The 22435-nt window shown below is 42.2% G+C and carries 4 protein-coding genes; all 4 read right to left on the bottom strand.

Going from position 1 to position 22435, the window contains the following annotated elements; translation table 11 throughout:
- On the bottom strand, positions 1–12942 hold a 12942-nt coding region (locus GY843_RS00755), incomplete at its 3' end, for a LamG-like jellyroll fold domain-containing protein (RefSeq protein WP_297305808.1).
- 1 nt (position 12943) lies between these two features.
- Positions 12944–15574: a DUF2341 domain-containing protein gene (locus GY843_RS00750; protein ID WP_297305807.1), complete on the bottom strand. Its 2631-nt coding sequence runs from the start codon at positions 15572–15574 to the stop codon at positions 12944–12946.
- A 279-nt stretch (positions 15575–15853) separates the two neighbouring features.
- Positions 15854–16651: a hypothetical protein gene (locus GY843_RS00745; RefSeq protein ID WP_297305806.1), complete on the bottom strand. Its 798-nt coding sequence runs from the start codon at positions 16649–16651 to the stop codon at positions 15854–15856.
- A 158-nt stretch (positions 16652–16809) separates the two neighbouring features.
- Positions 16810–22413: a hypothetical protein gene (locus GY843_RS00740; RefSeq protein ID WP_297305805.1), complete on the bottom strand. Its 5604-nt coding sequence runs from the start codon at positions 22411–22413 to the stop codon at positions 16810–16812.
- Between the last annotated feature and the right edge of the window lie 22 nt (positions 22414–22435).

Genomic DNA, 22435 nt, shown 5'->3' with positions numbered 1-22435 from the left:
TGCGTCAGTGGTGATGCTATGGCCTGCATCATAAAATACCCCACCTAATCTCTTGGCCCATTGCCAGGTACCAGATGAGTTAAATACCGAGATGAATACATCTTCACCTTCACAATCTCCCGCGCTTTCTGCCCCGCCGTCTGTGAAATCTCCATCACCATTTATATCCACGTTGTATTCAACATATCCCGTTACGATGATGTTGTTATTTGCGTCAGTGGTAATGCCCTGGCCACAATCCTCCGCGTCCCCGCCTAATCTCTTGGCCCATTGCCAGATACCGGATGAGTTAAATACCGAGATGAATACATCATGACTTCCATAGCCTGTCGCGCTTTCTGCCCCGCCATCCGTGGAATCTCCATCACCATTCATATCCGCGTTACCGGCAACATGTCCTATTATGATGATGTTATTATTGTTGTCAGTGGTAATACTTCCTCCTATATCGGCACCTGTCCCGCCTAATCTCTTGGCCCATTGCCAGGTACCGGATGAGTTAAATACCGAGATGAATACATCACTGCTTCCATAGCCTGTCGCGCTTTCTGCCCCGCCGTCAACAGAATCTCCATCGCCATTCATATCCGCATTGCCGGTAACAAATCCTGTTACGATGATGTTGTTATTTGCGTCACTGGTGATGCGAATGCCATAATCACTGCTTGTCCCGCCTAATCTCTTGGCCCAGAAGAATTGGCCGAAATCACTTCCATCCCAAACAGGAGAGGAAAAATCCTGGTCATTATCTACCTGAATACGATAATTTACAGCTGTATCTGATGTATCCGGATCATTATATAATGCCGAAAAATGCGGATTAGCAGAACCTAAATTCGTTGGGTTATTTGTACCTGACTGTGCATCAGTATCGTTACTGTAAAGAGTTGTCGGCGCTGTAGGAGCCTGAGTCGTAGTAAAACTACCATAACCTGCTGCATCGGCAGTATGCCCGCAGGATGCTGATTCATTTTCTTCCGCATCCCTTGCCTTGACTCTCCAGTAATAGGTAGTGTTTACTGATAGCTCAGTTGTTGGAATCCAGGCAGTACCTGCCTGCCAGCCTGATTGCTGTAAGTTGCCTGAATCAAAAGTAGTCGCTGTGTCTATTTCTATATAATAAGGAGTAGCGTGTAAACCAGAACCTGAATCTGCAGCCGTTAAGGCTGTTAATGTAGGAGTAAGTGATTGATTGCTTGCTGAACCACTTGGCGTTGAGCATCCTACATTAGTCGGCGGATCAGTATCCACCTCAACAATCGATGCGGTACCATTAGAACTACTTCCACCTGAACCACCTAAGGCCTGGAGAGTTCCGCCGGAACTAAAGTTATCAGTACTACAATCAAAATAGATTCTTCCGCCGCCACCACCGCCGCCAGTAGCACCCGCTCCATCCCCTCCATCGGCACGAATAATACCCGCACCTGCTAATGTATCTACTGTTCCTTTAATGCTACCACCTGAACCTCCACCACCATCAGAGCTGCCGTCTCCGCCATCAACAGATATAAAACCAACTACGGTCAAGGTATCCGTTATATCAAAGAGTAATGCACCGCCGCCTGCTCCTCCGCCAGTAGTACCACCGCCTGAGCCAAGATCAAGCGGATCAGTTGCTGATCCATAAGTTGATCCTGCAGTACTACCATCTGATGATGCGCCACCCGCACCACCATAACCACCACCGGCACCATAACCTGATGAGCCGTCTGTACCACCTGCACCAGGCCCTTCATCATAGTCATAGCCTTGTGCAAATGCATTTATTCTTGCACCGTCTCCACCTGAACCATAGATATTAATATTATCAGCAGTAATTTTAACTCCTAAACCAAGCGACGCTTCTGTTCCAGTTCCTGAATTATAAAGATGCTCTATTTGATCTTGATTAAGTGTATAATCATATATTAAAACATTATCAAGACTAAAATCAGTATTAACCCAACGATTCATATGAAAATTCGCAGCGCTATTTTCCAACCCATCGCCAGGGCTATACGTATCAGAGCTTAGAGCTGCAGCATCTTTGCTGTATTTTATTGTTCCATTATCAACAATATATACATACATATGCCAAGCATCATCACAAGTATCAGCTATCCCCGCTTTAGTCTGATTGCCTCCAGCAGAAGTGTCTAATCTCATATAAATACTTCGGGAGGACCCAGCGGTATCATTAAATTGTATTCTAAATCCATTAGTATCGAATTTTGTAAATATTTCAGAAAAATCTGAAGGTGCAGAAGCTTTCATCCAGAACACTAAAGAAAATAAATCCTCAGCCGGAACAGTGGTTGGAAAACTCACTGTATCATTAGCTGTATCTTCAAACTGCAAACCTCCGTTTACATTACCGGTAATATCCATGGTGTCAGTATTGTTAGCTGAAGTACCATCATAATTACCCATGGTATCTACTACTACTGTGGTTGCGGCATTATCATTTAATTTCCAATGGGCAGCAGGTTCTATACTTTCAGCAATAATGCGTGCTGTATCACCTGAATCCCCCGAGCTTCCGATATTGATATCACCTATTGCAGCTAAGATATTGCCTCCGGGTATCACTACCATTGCATCATCATCTATAGTAATTGAATCCAAGGTAAGTGTGCGTGGGGTACCGGTAAAGTTTTCCCAGGGAATGGGAATAACTTTACTGCCATAATCATTGTCTTCGATGATTAAGTCACCATAAGTCTGGGTATCAGTATCTCGAAGCACTATCGTACCAGCGCTGCAATCACTCTCCCCACCATATGCATAGATTGAACCGGCATAGGTCATAGTTGAATAAGCAATTTTGACTCTTCCACCACCACCGCCACCTGAGGCATTAATCGTTCCTGTTGTGCCACCAAGAGTATCGCAAGTTATATTGATTGAACCACCAGCACCATCCCTGTCAAAGGCACCAGTTAGGCCACGGGCTGATAAGGTGCCATTAACGGTGATCGTACCGGTCACATCAAGTATTATTGCTCCGCCACCGGCAGTATCAGCACTACCAGCCTGACCTCCACTACCTAAGGAGATAGGATTGAGCACCGAGCCATAGACATCATTTTCGGGAGCAGTTCCATAACCTCCATGATGGGCACCGGTTTGATTTGTCCACGCCGCTCCCGGACCATTGCTTGCGGAAAATCCCCGGTCCTCTGCGCCAAAGAATCCACCATTATTAATCGTCACATTGGTGGCTACGTTAATCGCAGCAGCGCTACCCTGTGCAGTACCATCTACTACATTAAGTTCAGGATTGCCTCCTATTTCTAAGGTACCTCCTGAGTTAATAGTGATTGAATTGAAATTATAGGGATAAGGTGTGGAGTCGGTTCCCATCAAAATATCTGAAGGATTACCCGCACCACCAACGACCAGATCAAAATCATCAGGAAAGGCAATGGTTCCGGCATGTCCATGATACTCGCCATGGGTTTCTCCAGCTAAAATCTCACCCGAATATGACCAATTATTTACATTATATAATGAAATTCTTCCGCCGCCGCCGTTGTATCTGCCGAGACTATTGTTGCTATAGCCTCCTCGTACGTTAATCTCTCCTGTACTTGCACCGGTCAAGGTATCGGCACTAATATTGATTGATCCACCTGAGCCAACCCTACCATAATCACCCAAACCTCCTACTGCGGTTAATGAGCCATCTATGGTGAGCGTGTCGTTGACATTAAGTGTGATTGCGCCACCTCCTTCGCTATCACCACTACCGACCGATCCACCGCTACCTAAGCTGGTTGGATCAGTGACTGACCCATAGGTATCCTCACCGCCGCTTCCCATACCACCGTAACTGGCACTATTCTGGCCTGACGGCGTTCCCGGGCCAGCTCCCGGAGCAAAGCCCAAGGAATCAGAATGCATGTGCGCACCATCTGCAATGGTAATGTTTTCAGCATTAACAGTATATCCGGTTCCATCATTTACCCCACCGGGAATAGAGTCGGTTGAGGTATCGCATTCAAAAACAACATGTCCAGCGCCAGTGAAAGTAAAATCTCCCGGCAAGTCAAGTACCATACCGCCATTAACGGCATTTGTCTCGAAGGTTACGGTTGAGGTATAACCTGATTCAATAGTTATTGAATCTATGCCAATATTTACTGAGTCTGCTGTACAAGCTGTATTGTAGCTTGAGTTAAATATTACAGACTGAGTTGCTAATGGAACTCCCCTATCCCAATTACCTGCAGTACTCCAATTGCTATCTCCCCCATCAGCATCAGTCCAGATATTGGGCTGATAATCACTTTCATCAGCGCCAATGTCCCAGCTTATACGAGGATCACCATCAATATCATCGGCAAATATTCCTGATAGGTCTGTTCCTGCATCATAAAGACTAGAAGAATTACTTGATAGATGAAAATCTTCGCTGCCGTTTGTAACGTTAGTAAAATAAGCACCACTTGATGTGGAATATGCAACTGTTGAGGTAGATTCCGCTCCATCATCAGAAGCAGATGTTGCAGTGACTACTAAACTACCGTTAATACTAGTTCCGCTTGCCGAATAAGCATAACAATTTGTTAGGTACATCCAATTCTCGGCTGCACTAAAAGCAGGAGCAGAGCTTGTGTTAATAGAAACGCAATTATAAAGATAGGCTTTCCCATAAGTAACGAAGGTAGAATCATCAGAATCGGAACTTAAAAACACTGAGTTGGTAAGGATAATAGGGTTGCCGTTATTGTGTTCTAGGCGAACACACCTATTATTCCCTGCATTGACTATCATTTTATCAAATTCTAGAAAATCTCCTGAAGTTTGTAATGCTCTGGCTCCTCCGTTTCCACTTGTCTTTTTGATTTGTATGCCCGTCATCTTAACATAATCAGATTGGACATCTACAACATGCTCGAAAACGGTAGAGTGTTCGATTATATACGCTCCTGTATCCCACGCCCCGTCATGTCTTGCTGCTTCTGTTGTATAGATATTGATATAATTAGCACTTGATGTAGTCCAACCGCTGATAATTATCCGACCACTATCAGCTGCCGACCAAGTGCCATCTATCTTAACTGTATAGATTGGGCTTTTCCCCGCATCTTCAATAATGACGTAATTAGTGTTGAGTGTCTCATAGACCTGCTCTCCAAAGGAAAATGCCCCGGTAATATTCTCAAGAAGTATTTGTGATGAGGTAATTCCTCTGATTGTTCCAGTAGCATTTGAGTATGCACCGCACACTACATCATTCACAGCTAAAGATCCATTTTTTCCAGCGTGAGAAAATACCTTTGTGGTAACTGCAGTTAAATCACATTCACCGACATTGAGTGCTTCTTCTAAATTATCATAATCTCCGCCGCTTTCTTTGACAGTAACTACGAATTCTGCTGTAGGCTCTGCATAGCTAATAGTTAATATCGGTCTGGCCCAAGCAAGTGCATTTTCTGAAGTAGCATATGTACAATTAGCGTCATTGCTTGTACCTTGGTGCATAATCCAGTTAAGTGAGCCGCCACTTAGTGCATCTTCAACACTTGTGATCATTGCGCCATTGCTTGAGAAAACTTTTGGATCACCAGCAGCATCGGCTGCATACACTGGTGAGCTTTGCAAGTCACCGGTTGAAGTTCCTGGCGTTCCGTCTGTATCACTATCCGTTCCTCTAGCACCAACCGCACTCCACCCATTTGATCCATCATAGGTATTCCAGGTTGCACTCATTTCTCCCCAATCACGTAAACAATCATATAAATAGGTTGTTCCCGGGTTGTTCCCGCTACCTGCGTATACAAGATCCATGCGCACGGAGGTAATTGTAGCACTATCCGGAATGGAGGAAATATCCCAACGTATCAAACCAGTTCTGTTATAATCTGCTCCCGCCCATTTGACTATCATCACATCGCTATCGCCATAATTAGTGGTTGCATTGTCATCCCATAGCCATGTATCTTCACAACCAAGATATCCATCCACCCCTTGCTGCAATATAGCAGTCGCGCCAAAATCTTCTTCGCGGATTTCGATAGTATTGGTGAGGGTTTCAACGTCAATAGTAATTGACTCATTTTCCGGAATAACGCTCGCGCGAGTTGCAACAATGCCACTAGTGAATTTAGCCTTTACTACATAACTTCCTGATGGTCCGCCCCAGTTGCTAGCTAAGCCAAAATGCTGAATTCTTGAGGGAAAATTTCCATAGCCCTCTCCACCACTGACTTCACGAATTGCCAGTAAAGAGGATTCATCACTATTCCAAAGTTCAATCCTTGTGCCAATGCCATCTCGTGGAGAATTACCCCTGCCTGCTCCAACCACCTTCACCTTTAAGTAATTATCATTATCGAGATTATTGCGGTAGAGTGCATTGGCAGCACTGCTGTTATTATAATAGATATCTAAGTCACCATCATTATCATAATCAGCGAATGATACTGAGTGCGACTCTAAAGTACCATTTTGAATTCCTAGAGTGCCTGCAACATCAGTCCATGCACCTCCGCCATCATTTCTGAAAAGATAATTAGCGCTCCCATCGTTACCTAATAAAAGGTCTAAATCTCCGTCATTATCGTAATCGCCCCAAGCTACGCCTGTGGTATCACCAAGATCCGCATCACAAGCAGCACTTCCTTGTCTGGTAAAAGTACCATCTTTAGCATTTAGATAAAGCATACTTTCGTTACCAGTATCCTGATTTGAATAAAAATCAAGCCAACCATCATTATTGTAATCGCCAAAGGCAGCGCCAGCATAAGATGAACCTGTCCTGGAAATGTTTGCTCCAGCTGCACCTTCAGTGAATGTCCCATCGCCATCGTTAAAGTATAGTCTTGCAGCAGCTGAGGCATTATAGTAAATATCAATATCACCGTCATTGTCAATATCAGCAACAGCTGTGGTCTCACCATTATCCTCACCGGTATTAAGGCCAATTGCCGAACCATCTATAGTGGTAAATGTGCAATCACTGCCATTACCATTGTTTACCCTCATTTCATTATAGACAGTGTCTCCGTTAGCAAAGAAAACATCAATAAAACCGTCTTTATTGTAATCTAGGGCCGCAGTAGTACCTAAATTGCTTCCCACCAGATTAGCCGCGGCAGCCCTTTCTGTGAAATCTGCCCCATCGCCTTCATTTTGATAGAAAATACCATTTAAAGAAGCGAATAAATCCATATCGCCAGCATTATCAGCATCAAACCAAATAGCAGCTCTGTCCCCATAACCAGAACCGCCCCATATACTAAAAGTACCATCACCATCGTTGTAGTACATCTGTCCAACCCCGCCAATAAATAAATCTATGTGGCCATCATTATTGAAATCTTCCCAGCTAATCGCATAGGCACCACCAGTATTACCAACTCCTGCAGTAGCAGTATAATCTGTAAAGGTAGGAGTAGCCGCATATTCATCCGCGCCCATATCCCAAGTAGTAGCCAGAGGTCTTTCATCGTTATCAATATCATAAGCATAGCTTACACTTGTGCCTTTACCGATACAATCAGCTGTGGATTGAAGATGGAGATCCTCAGAGCTGGCTGTAGTAGAAACAAAATAACTAGTGCTTGGCACAGTAGGACTCCCGGAATTTAACGCATTAGATCCATTTGCGGTTGCATCACTTGATGCATTGTAGTCATGAGTTATCCCGCTGAAGCCGAAACAATTTCCGCCATTGGTACCAGCTATAACGATATTATTTTTGCAGTTACCGTCAGTGTCAGAGCCAAAACTTATACCGTAAAAGCCGCCGTTTCTTGTATTGTAATTATATACGGTATTACTATAAATCTGGAGGTTAGTACTATATCCAGAAATCTCATATATGCCTCTTCCTGATATATTGTAAACTATATTATTGTAAATATAGTTATTTCTATTGATTCTTATTCCATGCTGCTCATTTCTTGAGTCAGTACCATTATCATGAACTATATTATTACGGATAGTAACCAATCCATTAACAAGCGCCGCTTCAATTGCATACCTGACATTCCAGCCTGAATATCCTGTCCAGTTGGAAATCTCCAGCCATTCAACTACTGTATATGCTTGATCTATGCCAATAGCGCTGGCATTTTGATTTGTTGTTGGCTTTAAGTGGAATCCTGTTCCGGCAATTCCATTATGTCTTTGACCAGCCGGAGAGGTGATCTTGAAATAGTGACTTGAGTCAGTTGTTGAACCACTAACCCAAAGCGTGTTGTCTAATCCTCCTGCCCAGTCATTATAACAAGCCGCGGTTTCGCGAGTATTTCTTCCTGTAGCTGTGATATCACCATCTCTATCTGATTCCCAAGAAGAAAGTGTCGTATACCAGGCTCCTGCCCAGGCTTGTGTCGAACCCGCAAAACTAGGACCAGTACCACTCGAAGCCCAGGTATATTGTGAAGGAAGTTCATAGCTCACGGTGATTGTATCCGCACTATTATCAACCGCGATAATACGCCACCGTGCTACATCCGCTGCTTCATCAGCCAGACAATCGCCCACTCTAATGTCTGATAAATCAGCTGCTGCACATTGTACAACCCAGGCATCCCGATATCCTGTAACACCTGTAATATTTACATTGCCTCTATTATCTCCTATATGAAGCACTACTTCTGTATCAACTAGAGCGCGTCCTGCCTCCTGGCTAGCTGCAGAAGTATTCGCGGTATTAGATGCCCCATCAGTAAGATCACTGCCATCACTAACTTCCACAGAATCTCCGGCTGCAATAGCAGTAGCAGGAGCTACCCAACCGTTTCCGGTGGTACCAAAAATAATTCTTATCGTGTCATTACTAAAAGTGGTAGTAGCCAAAGCATATGTTCCATCAGTACCGTTTGTAGGAATATGATCGCCAGCGGCAGAATCTACTTCAATTGCATCATCAAGATCAGCTGCAGAAGGAAGTGCGCTTAACCCTTCTGAAAAAATCAAATCCATTCTGTCGCCCGGATCATTGCACACACCAGCAGTAGGTCCGGCATCCGCAATATATACTCTCACTAAAATAGGAGCTGCCTCATCAACCTCGGTAATAGTTGAATCACTTGCGGTGTCATTTCCGTTTAAGTCTTCATATTCATCAGCGGCACCGACAAAGGTAAGTTCGTTATCTAAACCAGTACCAAAGACACTTTCATTTGTAAAGATGGTAATATACTGATCATTTGCTATCTGTGGATCATCCGGATTCGATGGGGAACTACCGCTACTAGAATCAGTAGCATCATCAACATCAGTGCAGTCTATACTGTCAAACTCAAATTGGGAAGCATCCGCATTTGTGATTGATGAATCATCCATATTCTCACTAAATTCAATTAAAATTTCATCAATGTAGCCATTGTTATCAGTATCATACAAAGTGGCATCGACAATTGTCGCAGCAGTTGCATCCGCCTCATCGGCACTTGCTTCCCAGCCAGAACCTATTGGCCTGGTAGTGCCATCAATATCATCACTAAACGGAAGGTTATCATCTGTTGAGAGGCTTGGTGCAAAGTCAATTGCATCATTTTCTGCAGTATTGTATAAGTGTAAGTTTTCACTGTTTGCAGTAACTGAGGAAAAGATTACATAATTTCCTGATGTGGCATCTTCATTATCATTAAAGGTTCTACTACCCAAGGAATTAGTGCCAACTTCGGTATTGCTAGTATCATTACAAATATTATAATCACTACCTGTATAATCGCCATCTTGAGCCGGAGTGCCTAAACTTACCGATTGAAAACATGGGCGATTGTTATTATAAGCATGGGCAATGGTGTTTTTAACTACACATAAGGAGCCGGCATTACTACGGGTTGCATTTCTATCAAAACCAATAACACAATAATCGGTATAGGTGCTCATGTTCATGCAATTATAGGCTGTACAGTTGTAGACATATGCCGTAGCGTTTTGCACATTCTGAAACATTACCGCTGATCGCGATATATCATAGAAAATATTATTTAAAACATATAAAGTGAGGCCGTTACTTCCAATATAAATTGCATCTGAATTGCCATTATCCTGACCTATATCATGGATAAGACATTTTGATATGGTGGTATAGTCACCATACACTCTAAATCCCTCACTGGATTCCCCGGTTACCCCAGTAACCCTTAAGCCTTCAATATAGGTATAATCCTCATTTACGGTAATTGCATGTCCATCTGATGCGGGATCAATCCAGTAAGCACTAGAACCTTTCAATCCTTTATGAAAAGCATCCCCCGTAGCATAAATTTTGATATAATTTGCCACGGAAGTTGTCCATCCATCAATATCAATATTTGATGTTTCCGCGCTGGCCCAAGTACCGGCAATCTTAGCTACAGCAGTTACAGAGACAGGCACACCGCTTACAATAAAACTGTTCTCTCCATCACTAACCAGATCACTATCTTCTAAAGAATCACCGGAAACAGGTACGATAAGAAAAGTATTAGCACCTGATTTAGCAACTGTCGTCATATGTTTTAATGTTCCGGTTCCGCCAAACCAGCTTACCGTAGTACCATCGGCAATATCACTGCCTACTTGGGTGGTCCATTCGGCGGTAACTGCAGAGGTTAAGTCACACTGAATAGCTGACTGCCAACTCACCAATGAACTATAATCAGCCGGCTGCCCGTCACTTCTGATCGAACAGACAAATTCTTGACCTGCCTCTCTTCCTTGAACATCAAAACTAGATAGACCATCACCAAACCAACTTCCCCCATCGGACCAATAGAGCCAGTCAGTGACATGCTCAGTGCTATTAATCTCCATCTTAACATAGCGACCCACCTTATCCGTGGTATCAAGTTCAACAAAAGTAGCGGGTAAGAATGACCCAGCAGTGTACACCGCTTCACCCCAGTTGGTTTTATCCTTACTCACATAGATATCCACATCATCAGGATCGCCAATATGATCACTTCTTCCTCTAACCTTTGTAACTAGATAATCTTTTCCTAAATCAACAATTAACCAGTGCACTTCATTTGCTGAGTGTGTTAAAGCACCGGCATCATCAAGAATATCTTCCCATCCTGAAGCAGCGCTACAAGCGGAATCAAAATGTGTACTATTAATATAGAGCCAATCTTCTTTAGGTAATGCACCCGCCCCAAGTGGCGCAGTATCTCCCACTCGCACATCATCGATATAAAATTCTCCATCATCATTGGTATCAGTGCCAATAATTCCCAGTCGCAGCTTGGAAAAATGCTGTTCATCCATATCATAGGCATCAGTACCATTAGCTACATCAGTTCCATCTACAAAAAGCTCAATTATGCCATTAGCTCCTGTTCCCGCCTTGAAATGATACTCGATAGAATGCCATCTGCCATCAACTAATGAATTTGCATTCCACCCGGATGCCTGTGAACCGGGCCGGTTAACATCGCTGCCATCGGTCTTTTGGGTGAGATAAAGATAATAATTACTACTGCTATAGAAGAGTTTAAGCTCCGCAAGAGTGGCATCAAAAAGATTTAGACACTCGAGCAACACGCTTTCTGAGCTTTGTACATATTGCCAGTCATCTTCTACAAATTTAATAAAAAATCGTATATAAATTTCCCCATGAGCATACCCTGTAACTTCTTTTTCTACATAGGCATACCCCGGTGACGATGCAAGCGTCACCAACGCACCATAGGTATCTGCATATTCGGCATTAGTAGATGCTACCATCGTATCATTACTATTGCTGTAAGAATCCCACTCACTAAGATCCCCGGTCTCAAAACCACTATTAAACAATGTGGGTGAGCCCTGAAGGCCTCTAGCTATTATCGCCTGGATTTCATTTTGAGTTAGCACTCGGTCAAAGAGAGCAAACTCTGCCATATTTCCATCGAAATGTCTGACCTGGCCATTGCGGTTTCCGATGTATAAATTCCCATCTGCATCTGTTTTTATTGCTCCTGAACCATCAGTTTGAGTACCATAAGAAGAAACCTCTTCACCATCGACATAGATATGCACACCTGTAGCATTTACTGTCCCGTCCCAAGTCACCGCAAAATGCTGCCATTGATCCTCAACATATTGACTGGCTGCGGTTACTACAAATAAGTCTCCATCAACGTGGTCACGATCAAACTCAAGCTTATGATCAGCATCTCGAAGTCTAAAATAAGTTTCCCCAACATCAACTTTATTATAAAAAGTTCCAATATTATTCTCACCCGGCGTATCGGGATAGCTCCAAACTACGCAGGTGACAGGGCTCATATCGTCTAAACTACCATTGGAATTACAGTTAATTTGGGCGGTAGTGCCATTGAAAACTCCAGAGCTTGCCATATAGGGCTTGGGAAGACTAGCCGCGCTCCAGGTCACATTACTGAAAGTACCTGTATTAGTATTTTGCGAAGCATCAGCCACAACACCACCAGTGCCCTCAGCAAAAAGCCAGACAGCCTGGCAATTAGCATCTTGGGTATAGTTAGTGCGCGCTGGAAGTGAAGGAGGTGCTTCTGTTTCAACATCAAAAATTGGAAGGCCATCACTATATCCTGTTGATTGTCCAAATGAATTCCAGTTAAATGCATGTTCTGTGGAGTTAATAACCACGTAGACGTATCGACCTTGTTTATCAGTGCTATCAACCGTAACATATGTGCTTGAGGCAGACAGTGACGTACCTGTGCTCACTGCAGTTCCCCAGGTACCTTTTATATCGCTTACATACACATCAATATCAGTAGGGTCCATCGAAGTATTACTTCTTGCACGCCACCTTTTCACATTCAAAGACGTGCCAAAGTCAAGAATAAACCAATGTACTTCATTTGGAGAATGCTGCCAATACTGTGTATCATCCAAAGCATCTACTAATTCCAAAGAGCCATTTGAGTCGCCACAATGCGAATCGTAATTAGTGCTACTGGCATTTACCCAAAAGTCTGCGTAGGCAGTACTTGTGCCTAGAGCTATGAAAATAAATAAAATTGTGCAGATCAGTAGCTTTCGCATTTTAATCTTTCTTTTCCTCTATTACTGTAACTTTTAAGGCCTTGCCTTTTAAGCGTTTCCCCAGGGCCTTGAGTTTCTTTCTTCTTACCTTAGCCTTTTTAGCATCCCGTTTAGAAATGCCAAGCTTTTTCAAATTTATCCTGTTCGCTCTTTTTTTCAATTTCCTTATGCGCCGTTCGCCCTTTTTCTCTGCTCTGGACATCTCTGCTTTTTTTGGCTGCATCAATTGAATAGCTTCTTCTTCTGTCAAAAAGAGTTCCACGATCAAAAAACCTGAACGCTCACTATCAGTCCATGCGTAGCCGGCAGGCTTGATTAAGACAATGTCACCATGTTTAAAGCAGGCGCGGGCATCTTCATCAGGATCAGAATGATAATTATCACCTAACTTGACCAATGCTTCATAGGCTTTAGTACCAACTCTACCACTGGTTTCAGTCAGCGTATCTAAATCTACATCTTCTACTTCAATCGCCGGTACTTCCGGCTCTGGAGTTCCTGTCTTTTGTCTCCTCCTGCCTCTTTTTCCCTTTTCACCTTTTTTCTTCTCTTTTATTAGTTCTTCTTCTATCTTCTTTGCTTCTTCCGGTTTTTCGATTTCTTTTTTCATGAATATAGCAAACTCGGTATCAGAAATATCAAAAACCTTTTCATATAATGAATCTGATATCCTGACCAATACTTCTTCACTGGAAATATTTTTTGGCACATCCCATGTATATTTTCCGGTATTCTCTGCCTCTTCGGTTATTACTTCGTAATTCTTACCTTTATCTAATGAATATTCCAACAGCATATAATACTCTGAACCGTATTCCTGGGCTGACCAGAAAATACTTTCCGAAGCACCAGACTGCCACTGCTCTCCGCCGTTAGGTTCAAGTAACGTAATTGTTCCCGGTTTATAATCGATACTTAACACTTCAAGTTCTGCGCCTACCCCATTAACTCTTTCAAAATCTAATCTAAATTTTAATTTATCCGCGCGCATTATATCTTTTTTAGAAACAAAATAATTCCTCTTATCCCAGGTTCCTTTAATCCATGCTTTCCCTCTATCCATAGATACGCCTAATTTTACAATCCCTTCATCTGTTCTTGCGGCCCCATAAGAGGGCACAAATATTCTGGCTTCATACGGCAGAGTTATTCCTGTAGAAACATAATTCCCCTGGGTTTCATCATCCTTTAAAACCAGGTTACCTTTTTTATTTAATTGCAAGTCAGCAAAATAAGGCATATCCACTCTCTCCGGCTTTGACAATGCTGATCCCGGATCGACTTCTGCCGCATTCGCCGGATACCTTCTTACTCTTACCCATTTAAAACAAGCCTTGCGGCCAACACCGGTAGTTAACCCAATATATCCGGTTGTCAAACCTGCTACGTCAGTATATGTAACTTCTGCTTCTACATTTTGGTATTCGTCATCATATCTTTGAAAAGTAATCTGTGTCCCCTTTAAACTCACGCGATAATTATAATCAACCCCGGAAGTAATCGGCGCTGATTCATTAGCCCGAACAATCCCTTCAGTAGCAACACAGTGTTCCGCGCCCGTATAATTGGAGGAATAAGCAATCTGATTTGAGCCTTCTAGTAAATCCTCTTTACTTGCCCGTAAAACAACTCGTATTTCATTGCCCGCTTCTGCTTTTGCTCTATACTCAATCACACCGTCTTTAATTTTATATTCCCTGCTGGCTATTTGTGCCCCATATAATTCTAAGCCCTTTTCGGAAACCGCAGATTCTCCCTGCTGCAACGCCCACTTCGCTACATTAAGCTCAGTTCCTTTAAAATCATCATAGAAATCAAACACAGCATCCGCAGAAGATATATCTTCTGCGTTAGTGTTGCCGTAATACATATACAGCATTATTCCTTCTACCGGAATCTGCGGAATATTTACCCAGCAAACAGCCTGGCGGCTCGGCTCGATACTTTTAATAGTTTCCAGATAATGAGGCAGGATTGTTTTGCGGTCTGTGCTTGTAAAGCGAATATCTTCAAAATCATCGTATATCGCACCATGACATTGCACATCAAATGAATCAGTAGACGAAGCTTCGCCCACATTTATTTTTAACTGATAATTAAACATTTCACGGCCGGAAGCATTATTGATGTATATCGGTTTACGGTAAGCAAAACCGGAAAGTAACGGCTGTCCGAAATTACTGATTAATCCGGAAGCATCTGTATAAGATATTCTGATTTCACTAAGAACACTTTCAGCGCCTAAAACAACTCTCCATTTAAGACGGCTGCCTTTTCTAAACCCGGAAGATAAAGTAACACCATTAACCACCTGTGTATAATTAACTCCGTCATCCGCGCTGACTTCCAATTTCACTTGTCCCTGAAATTTCCAGCTTGCGGTTATAGAACGAATCCGGCCGCTGGTTACAATCGCCCGGCTAAGTTCATAAGTCCCGGGTGATGTGTATTGCTCTAAAGTAAAATCCCCCTCTCCGCTAATACTCCAGATAAGGGGGGAATTATATGAGACCACTTCTGACTGCACACTACTGCCGGGGCAGGCAAGCAGCAGACCTAAAATAAAGATCCAGCCAAAGCGCAGCACGCCTCTTTGAGCTTTCTTAATTATCTCAATCGGTCTCTTTTTCATTTCCATTCCTTTATATATATTAATATAGTACTTCCTTATACTATAAATTTATCACATTTCAGGGGTCTTTTTACATCCGCAAAAGTACTTATTCTCCTTGCACAAACTACTCTACCGCCCTAAAAACCCCAAAATACCTTATAAAATCTCCAAATCTCTCAAAAACTCCTCAAAAAAACCTCTCCAAACCCCCTCAAAACCAACCAAACAAGACTCAATAAGACTTAATAATCCAGACCAATATGGTCTCATATAATACCAACGCCTAACGACTTAAGCTTACTCAGAATCATCCCTCTTCTTTTTCAGGATATCCTCAATATCCTTCGCACTCACTTCTTTCTCTTTATCAGAATCATGATACTTGGAAATAACAACATCTTCCCGGTCCTCAGCTCCAGGCATTAAAGTAGCCGGAGCTATTATTTTCGATTGCTTATACCACATCGCATAAAGACCTAATCCCAAAATTGCCAAGAAAACAATCACGCCAAAAAACACTTTCCATATAGTTATAGACGGCAAGAGCTTGATCTGTGAAAGAAAACTTCTTAACACCAAAAGGTCATCTTTAGCTGCTTCCAAAAGTTTTAAATTATCCCTATAAGTAGAAATATGTCTCTGCGGAGTTACCGCAGGCATCTTTTGTTTGTCATCTATTTCATCTAATCTGCTATGTATACTTTCTTTTAAAAAATCTGCTCTTTCCTCATAGTCTGTTCCTTTTAATAGCTCTATTATTTTAACTGTACCGTTTCTAACACTTTTTATTTCGCTTTCATCAACATGCCAGATATCTTTCATTTCTACTTCCCGTTCTACAATTTCACCCGGCTCAAGTTCATATTCACCTTGTATATAATACGCGCACTGCTGAGTATCATAGAATATATCTAAATCAGATTTACCAACAACATGTTCAGGCATAACTTCTTTTGGTAAATATGCTTTTATAACTACTGTTTGTTTTTGTAATTTGGATGGATTTGCGCCAACTGCTTTTAATACAATATTTGCCTGAGCTGATCCCGCACAAAGCAATGCAATTACCGTGAATAGAAAAATCCGTTTTAACATATTTACCCCCTACATTTAATTATTAATTATAAATTATTAGTGATGAATTATTAATACAAAAATAAAATATCAAAAACCATATAAATATTTTTTATTTCTCTTTTTATCCTTTCATCTTTTCGTTCATCACTTATCATTCATCATTTATCATTATATTACTATCTAAACTCATACCATATCTGAACCTCAGGAGTAGAGCTCATATCGTCAATCATCTTATTGTTCAACTCTAATATCGCCTTAAGTTCCTGGGTTTTATTCTTCAAATACATGATGTCATCTTTTTTCGCTGCTTCTACTTCTGCTTTTTCTTCTAAGCTAGCCAATCCGAACAATTCACCCTGGCTTAGTTTCTTTATCTGCTCGCTCATAATTACTAATTGTTCGTATATAGTATCTAATTCAAATTCCCCTATCCCTTCACCGCCTTCATCCAGGCCCATCCCCGCGCTTAAAGTCAATAAGCTGGACTCTATTGCGCCAAACTGAGATTCAAGCTGACCAATAAGCGCATCAATATCATCTATACCTTGACTACTATCACCAGCTGTCGCACCTAAGATTGTTGAGGTCTGGTCTGCGATATCCTGAAGGTCGTGAGAAACCACGGTTATAGTTATCGCGTCTGCCGTACCTTGTGTTGCCTCAGAACAAACTATATTAAATTCTCCCAATCCCCACTCGAAGGTTACAGCATGTTCATAAACACCCGTGCTTTCAACTTCTGTCATTGTTCCGCCATTGATCTGTTTTGTATTGCTCGGATCATAGACATCAATCAACGGAGCCAGCCCGGAATCAGTACGGTACCGAATCGTTACTGTGTCGCCTTCTTTTACAACTACGGTCCGGTTAAGAATCCCTGATTTTACATGCGGCTGAACATCCTGCACAACCTCGTCTAATACAACCGAAAGTTCATCAGAAAGTGACTCTTCTCCGGTTGCAGCTAATATTTTTTCTGTGTCAGATTCTAACTGTTCGACTCTTGCCGGCAAAGTCTCTTCCACTGCCTTCTTCACATCTTCCATTGAACTTGTCGCCGTACTCACCTGAGTTGATACAGTACCTACTTGTGACTTTACTGTTTCCACATCATTACTCATTGCTTCCAAATCAGAAACTATGTTCCCTAACTCAGTTTTCATAAACGATTCTATGCCAATATATGTCTTGCCTCTATAAGTTACTTCTCCCTTTACTGTATACAATGTATTTGCAGGCAAGCCGGCAGCCGGATCCCATTCTACATTAGTATATACACCGTTGTTCAGAGAAGCATCATAAGTTGGATCAGAACTGGTATCGTATCCATCATATGTCTGACTAAATACAACCGCTCCGTCACTGTCATAAATTGTAAGCGTTAAATCGCCGGGTATAGATACAGCTGTTCCATTACGCTCTAACCATACATTAGTTAATACTGAATCATTAGTACTATCATGCGACGCAGTAAGTTTCACATTATAGCTGACAACATTTGGTATCACAAATATAGTTGCTCCGGTATATGTATGCCCCTTTTGCGTTACCACTGCCTTTATCGTATATGCGATATCGACATCCAATCCTCCGCTAGGATCATAAGTCATACCTAAGAAAATCCCGTTAGCATTAGAAGTTATTCCCGATCCTAAATCACTAGCGTTTAACTGCGTTCCCGCGGAATCATATACATTCAACGTTACTGCGGTTAGATCTGTCAAGATATCAACTCTCTCTACCAACTCTCCCTGATTAGTCATCCATACCGAAACATCTATTGCATCGCTATCCGCATCATATACCGCATTTACATTTACGTTGTAGCTTACGGCGACTGTATCTGAAGTATCAATAACATACGTTAATGTCTTATCGCTGTCAGCTCTCCACATTCCCGAACTCTTGGTATATATTGTTCCATTATCCAGAAAACTAAATACAGTAGTACTCGCTTCATCCGTTATACTTGCATTGTCCGGATAATACCTCATTGTATTATTTCCGTCAAAACTACTATTGGTTATTGACCATGCTTCTTTTTGCGGAGTTGATGCACCTGTTTCTTCTACGTTCAAACCGGCTACTGTATCTCCGTTCGAGTCAATTATATGCCAGGTAATAATGCGATATCTTACAATGAATCCGTTACTCTCTGCATACACTGTACTATCATCCGCATCCACAATCCTGATCCTCATATATACGTCCGGATCGCTTTGCACATTTGATGCTCCCATCTCAGCTAATACCGCGTCTGTCACTGTCCATCTATATGTACCACTTTGCGCACTTACACCCTGGCCGGTTATCCAATCGCTGTCTATGCTCGCTACAGCTTCTGCCCAGCCGCTATACGGATCTGTTGCGCCATTATCCCGTGATGTCTGATATTCTATTTTTATATTTCCAATATCTCCGGTAACATCCCAGGTTAAATCATATTCCTGCGTCGCATATAAATCACTAGCCGGAGTATTCACTGCCAATATCCCCTTTATTTCAAACGCGCTTGAATCTCCTGTTGCTTCCGGATGTCCGGCGACTGCATCGGTTATTCTGATTATCACACCACTAGTTATATAATCCGGTACTGTCCAGCTATAACTACCGATATTAGCCACACTTGTTTCGATATCCGGAGCTAATGATTCATTATATGTACCGGTATAGTATTCCAGTTTGACATCAGCTACTGTTCCATCTGTTGTCCAGCTAATTGTTACGCTCTCACCTACCGTATAATAGCTTCCACTCGCTGCCACACTTAAATTTACATTACTAAATCCGGCTCTAATCGTTACCGGCCCGCTTACTACTTCAGCTCCGGTATCAATATCTCTTACCTTTATATATACATTATTACTAATGCCATCAGATACCGTCCAATTATAACTAAATGCCTGACTACTTACACTCACATTATTAGCTCCCGTACCCAAGCTTACATATACACCCGCCGGACCAGTGCTTGAATATTCTAAAGCCACATTACCACTAACAATTGCCGTACCACTAATCACTGCCGGGGTACCTACGGTATACGGTGAATTGCTCAGCACTGTAGCATCTAAACTCAATTCAATCACGCCAAACAATACTGCGGTGGTAGTTGTTTCACTTCCGGCATTGTCTTTGATCACTGCCTGCACATGATAACTTGACCCAGCAGCTAGAACCAAAGCTCCCCAGTCACCTATATATGGCGCTGAGTAATCAGTATTAAGATCTGTATAACTTATATCAGTACTCAGTTTATACTGGAATTTCACTGATTCTACTCCACTGCCACCGTCTGTAGCATCCGCAGTTAATATGGGGTTCCCTGAATGATATGATCCGTTCACTGGTGAAGTAATATTTCCACTCGGAGGAGTAGTCTCTTTAACTATATTCACTTCAATGTCTGTAGTCACATTACCTACAGCATCACTATCTCTTACATACAAGGTAAATGTTCCGTCTGAGAATCCGCTAAATCCCGTAATATCATTTAATGTTGTTGTACCGCTTACAGCACCCACATACACACTGCCGTTTACTGAACATTCCGGATTATTTAATACATCATCCGTAAACGTAATCACATCCGTTCCAATCACATAATTTCCGGTTAACGGATATGTAATATTTACATTCGGGCCAAGCGTATCTATCGCAAAATTAGCAGATACGCAAACCGCTTCCGGATTCGCTCCCAGATCTTCTGCTCCACTTGAAGTTACCGTAACCGTGGCTGTTTCTTCATTAGCATCTGCAACATCAAAAGTTTCTGTCCAGATCGTATTGCCGCCGCTCCAGACCCCGTCACCTTGAGTAGTTATCGCACCAACATTACCCGCAAAACCTATAGTCGGGGTTACTGCCGGATTCATGGTGTCATTGTATGTTACGGTTACAATCTGCACCAAATCCCCTTCATATACAGGATCTGTATCTACAGTTACGGTTCCGCTTGGCGCATTGATATCTTTAATAACATTAACTTCTGAATCTGTTCCAACATTGCCGGAAGGATCTGTATCTCTTAAGTACAATGTGAAGTTACCATCCGGTAACGCATTAAATCCAATAATATCACTTAATGTACTTGTCCCTGAGACTACTGATGTATAATTTGTACCATCTATTGAACATTCAGCATTGTTTAATTCGTCATCGGTAAATGTAATGATTGTACTTAACCCAACATAATTGCCGGTTAAAGGAGCAGTGATATTTACATTCGGCCTTAGAGTATCAATTGCAAATGTATCTGTAATCGGTGCTCCTTCTACATTACCTGCTAAGTCTTCTCCGTTTACACAGGATACAGTTACAGTAGCTGTTTCTTCATCTACATCTGCAACATCAAATGTCTCAGTCCAGACTGTATTACCTACTGTCCAGGCACCGTCACTCTGTGTAGTAATCGCACCTAAGTTACCCGCAAAGTTTATAGTTGGTGTTGCAGCCGGATTCATGGTTTCATCATAAGCCAAGGTTACCTGTTGAACTAAGTCGCCCTCATATATTGGATCGCTATCCACGCTTATCGTTGCTTGTGGGGTATCTGCGTCTTTTACTACATTCACTTCTGTATCTGTTCCAATATTACCCGCTGTATCTGTATCTCTCAAATACAATGTGAAGTTACCTTCACCTAATGCATTAAATCCTGTAATATCGCTTAACGTAGTTGTGCCACTTACCACAGCTACATAATTAGTGTCATCAATCGATACCTGTGCGTTAGTTAAATCATCATCTGTAAAGGTGATCACCGCTGTCCCATTTACTCTGTTCCCAGCCAACGGAGCAGTAATGTTTACAGCCGGTGCAATAGTATCTATCGCAAAAGTCTCTGCTGTACATGCGCCTTCAATGTTACCAGCTTCATCTGTTGCTCCACTTGAACTTACCGTTACCGTAGCTGTTTCTTCATTGGCATCTGTTACATCAAATGTCTCTGTCCAAATTGTATTACCGCTAACCCACATACCATTAGCTTGCGTTGTGATTGCTCCGGTATTCCCCACAAAATTAATTGCCGGAGTTGAAGCCGGGTTCATCGCTTCATCATAGGTTACAATAACTTGTTGCACCAAGTCGCCTTCATATACAGGATCAGTATCCACACTCACTGTTGACTGCGGCGCATCTGTGTCTTTTACCACATTTACTTCTGTATCTGTTCCAACATTACCTACCGTATCTGTATCACGTAAGTACAATGTGAAGTTACCATCACCTAATGCATTAAATCCCGTAATATCGCTTAACGTAGTTATGCCACTTACCACAGCTACATAATTAGTGTCATCAATCGATACCTGTGCGTTAGTTAAATCATCATCTGTAAAGGTGATCACCGCTGTCCCATTTACTCTGTTCCCAGCCAACGGATAAGTAATATTTACAGCCGGTGCAGCAGTATCTATCGCAAACGTATCTGCTGTACTTGCTCCTTCTGTATTACCAGCTTCATCTTCTGCTCCACTTGAGCTTACTGTTACCGTAGCTGTTTCTTCATCTGCATCTGTTACATCAAATGTCTCGGTCCATACTGTATTGCCTACTGTCCATGCTCCGTCGCCCTGTGTTGTTATCGCGCCCACATTGCTTGCAAAACCTACAACCGGTGTTACTAACGGATTCATGGCTTCATCATAAGTTACAGTTACGATCTGTACTAAATCTCCTTCATATATTGGATCAGTATCTACGCTCACTGTTGACTGTGGCACATCTGTATCTTTTACTACGTTAATTTCACTATCAGTACTATTATTACCCACGAGATCAGTATCTCTTAAATAC

This window comes from Neptuniibacter sp., assembly GCF_024231755.1.
In the GTDB taxonomy this organism is placed as follows: Bacteria; Pseudomonadota; Gammaproteobacteria; order Pseudomonadales; family Balneatricaceae; genus Neptuniibacter.
This window is presented reverse-complemented; position numbering and strand designations above follow the sequence as displayed.

What these genes read in the sequence shown, in the direction of transcription:
- GY843_RS00750 (WP_297305807.1), bottom strand. Translation starts at nt 15,574, where the DNA reads ATGAAAAAGAGACCGATTGAGATAATTAAGAAAGCTCAAAGAGGCGTG.
- GY843_RS00745 (WP_297305806.1), bottom strand. Translation starts at nt 16,651, where the DNA reads ATGTTAAAACGGATTTTTCTATTCACGGTAATTGCATTGCTTTGTGCG.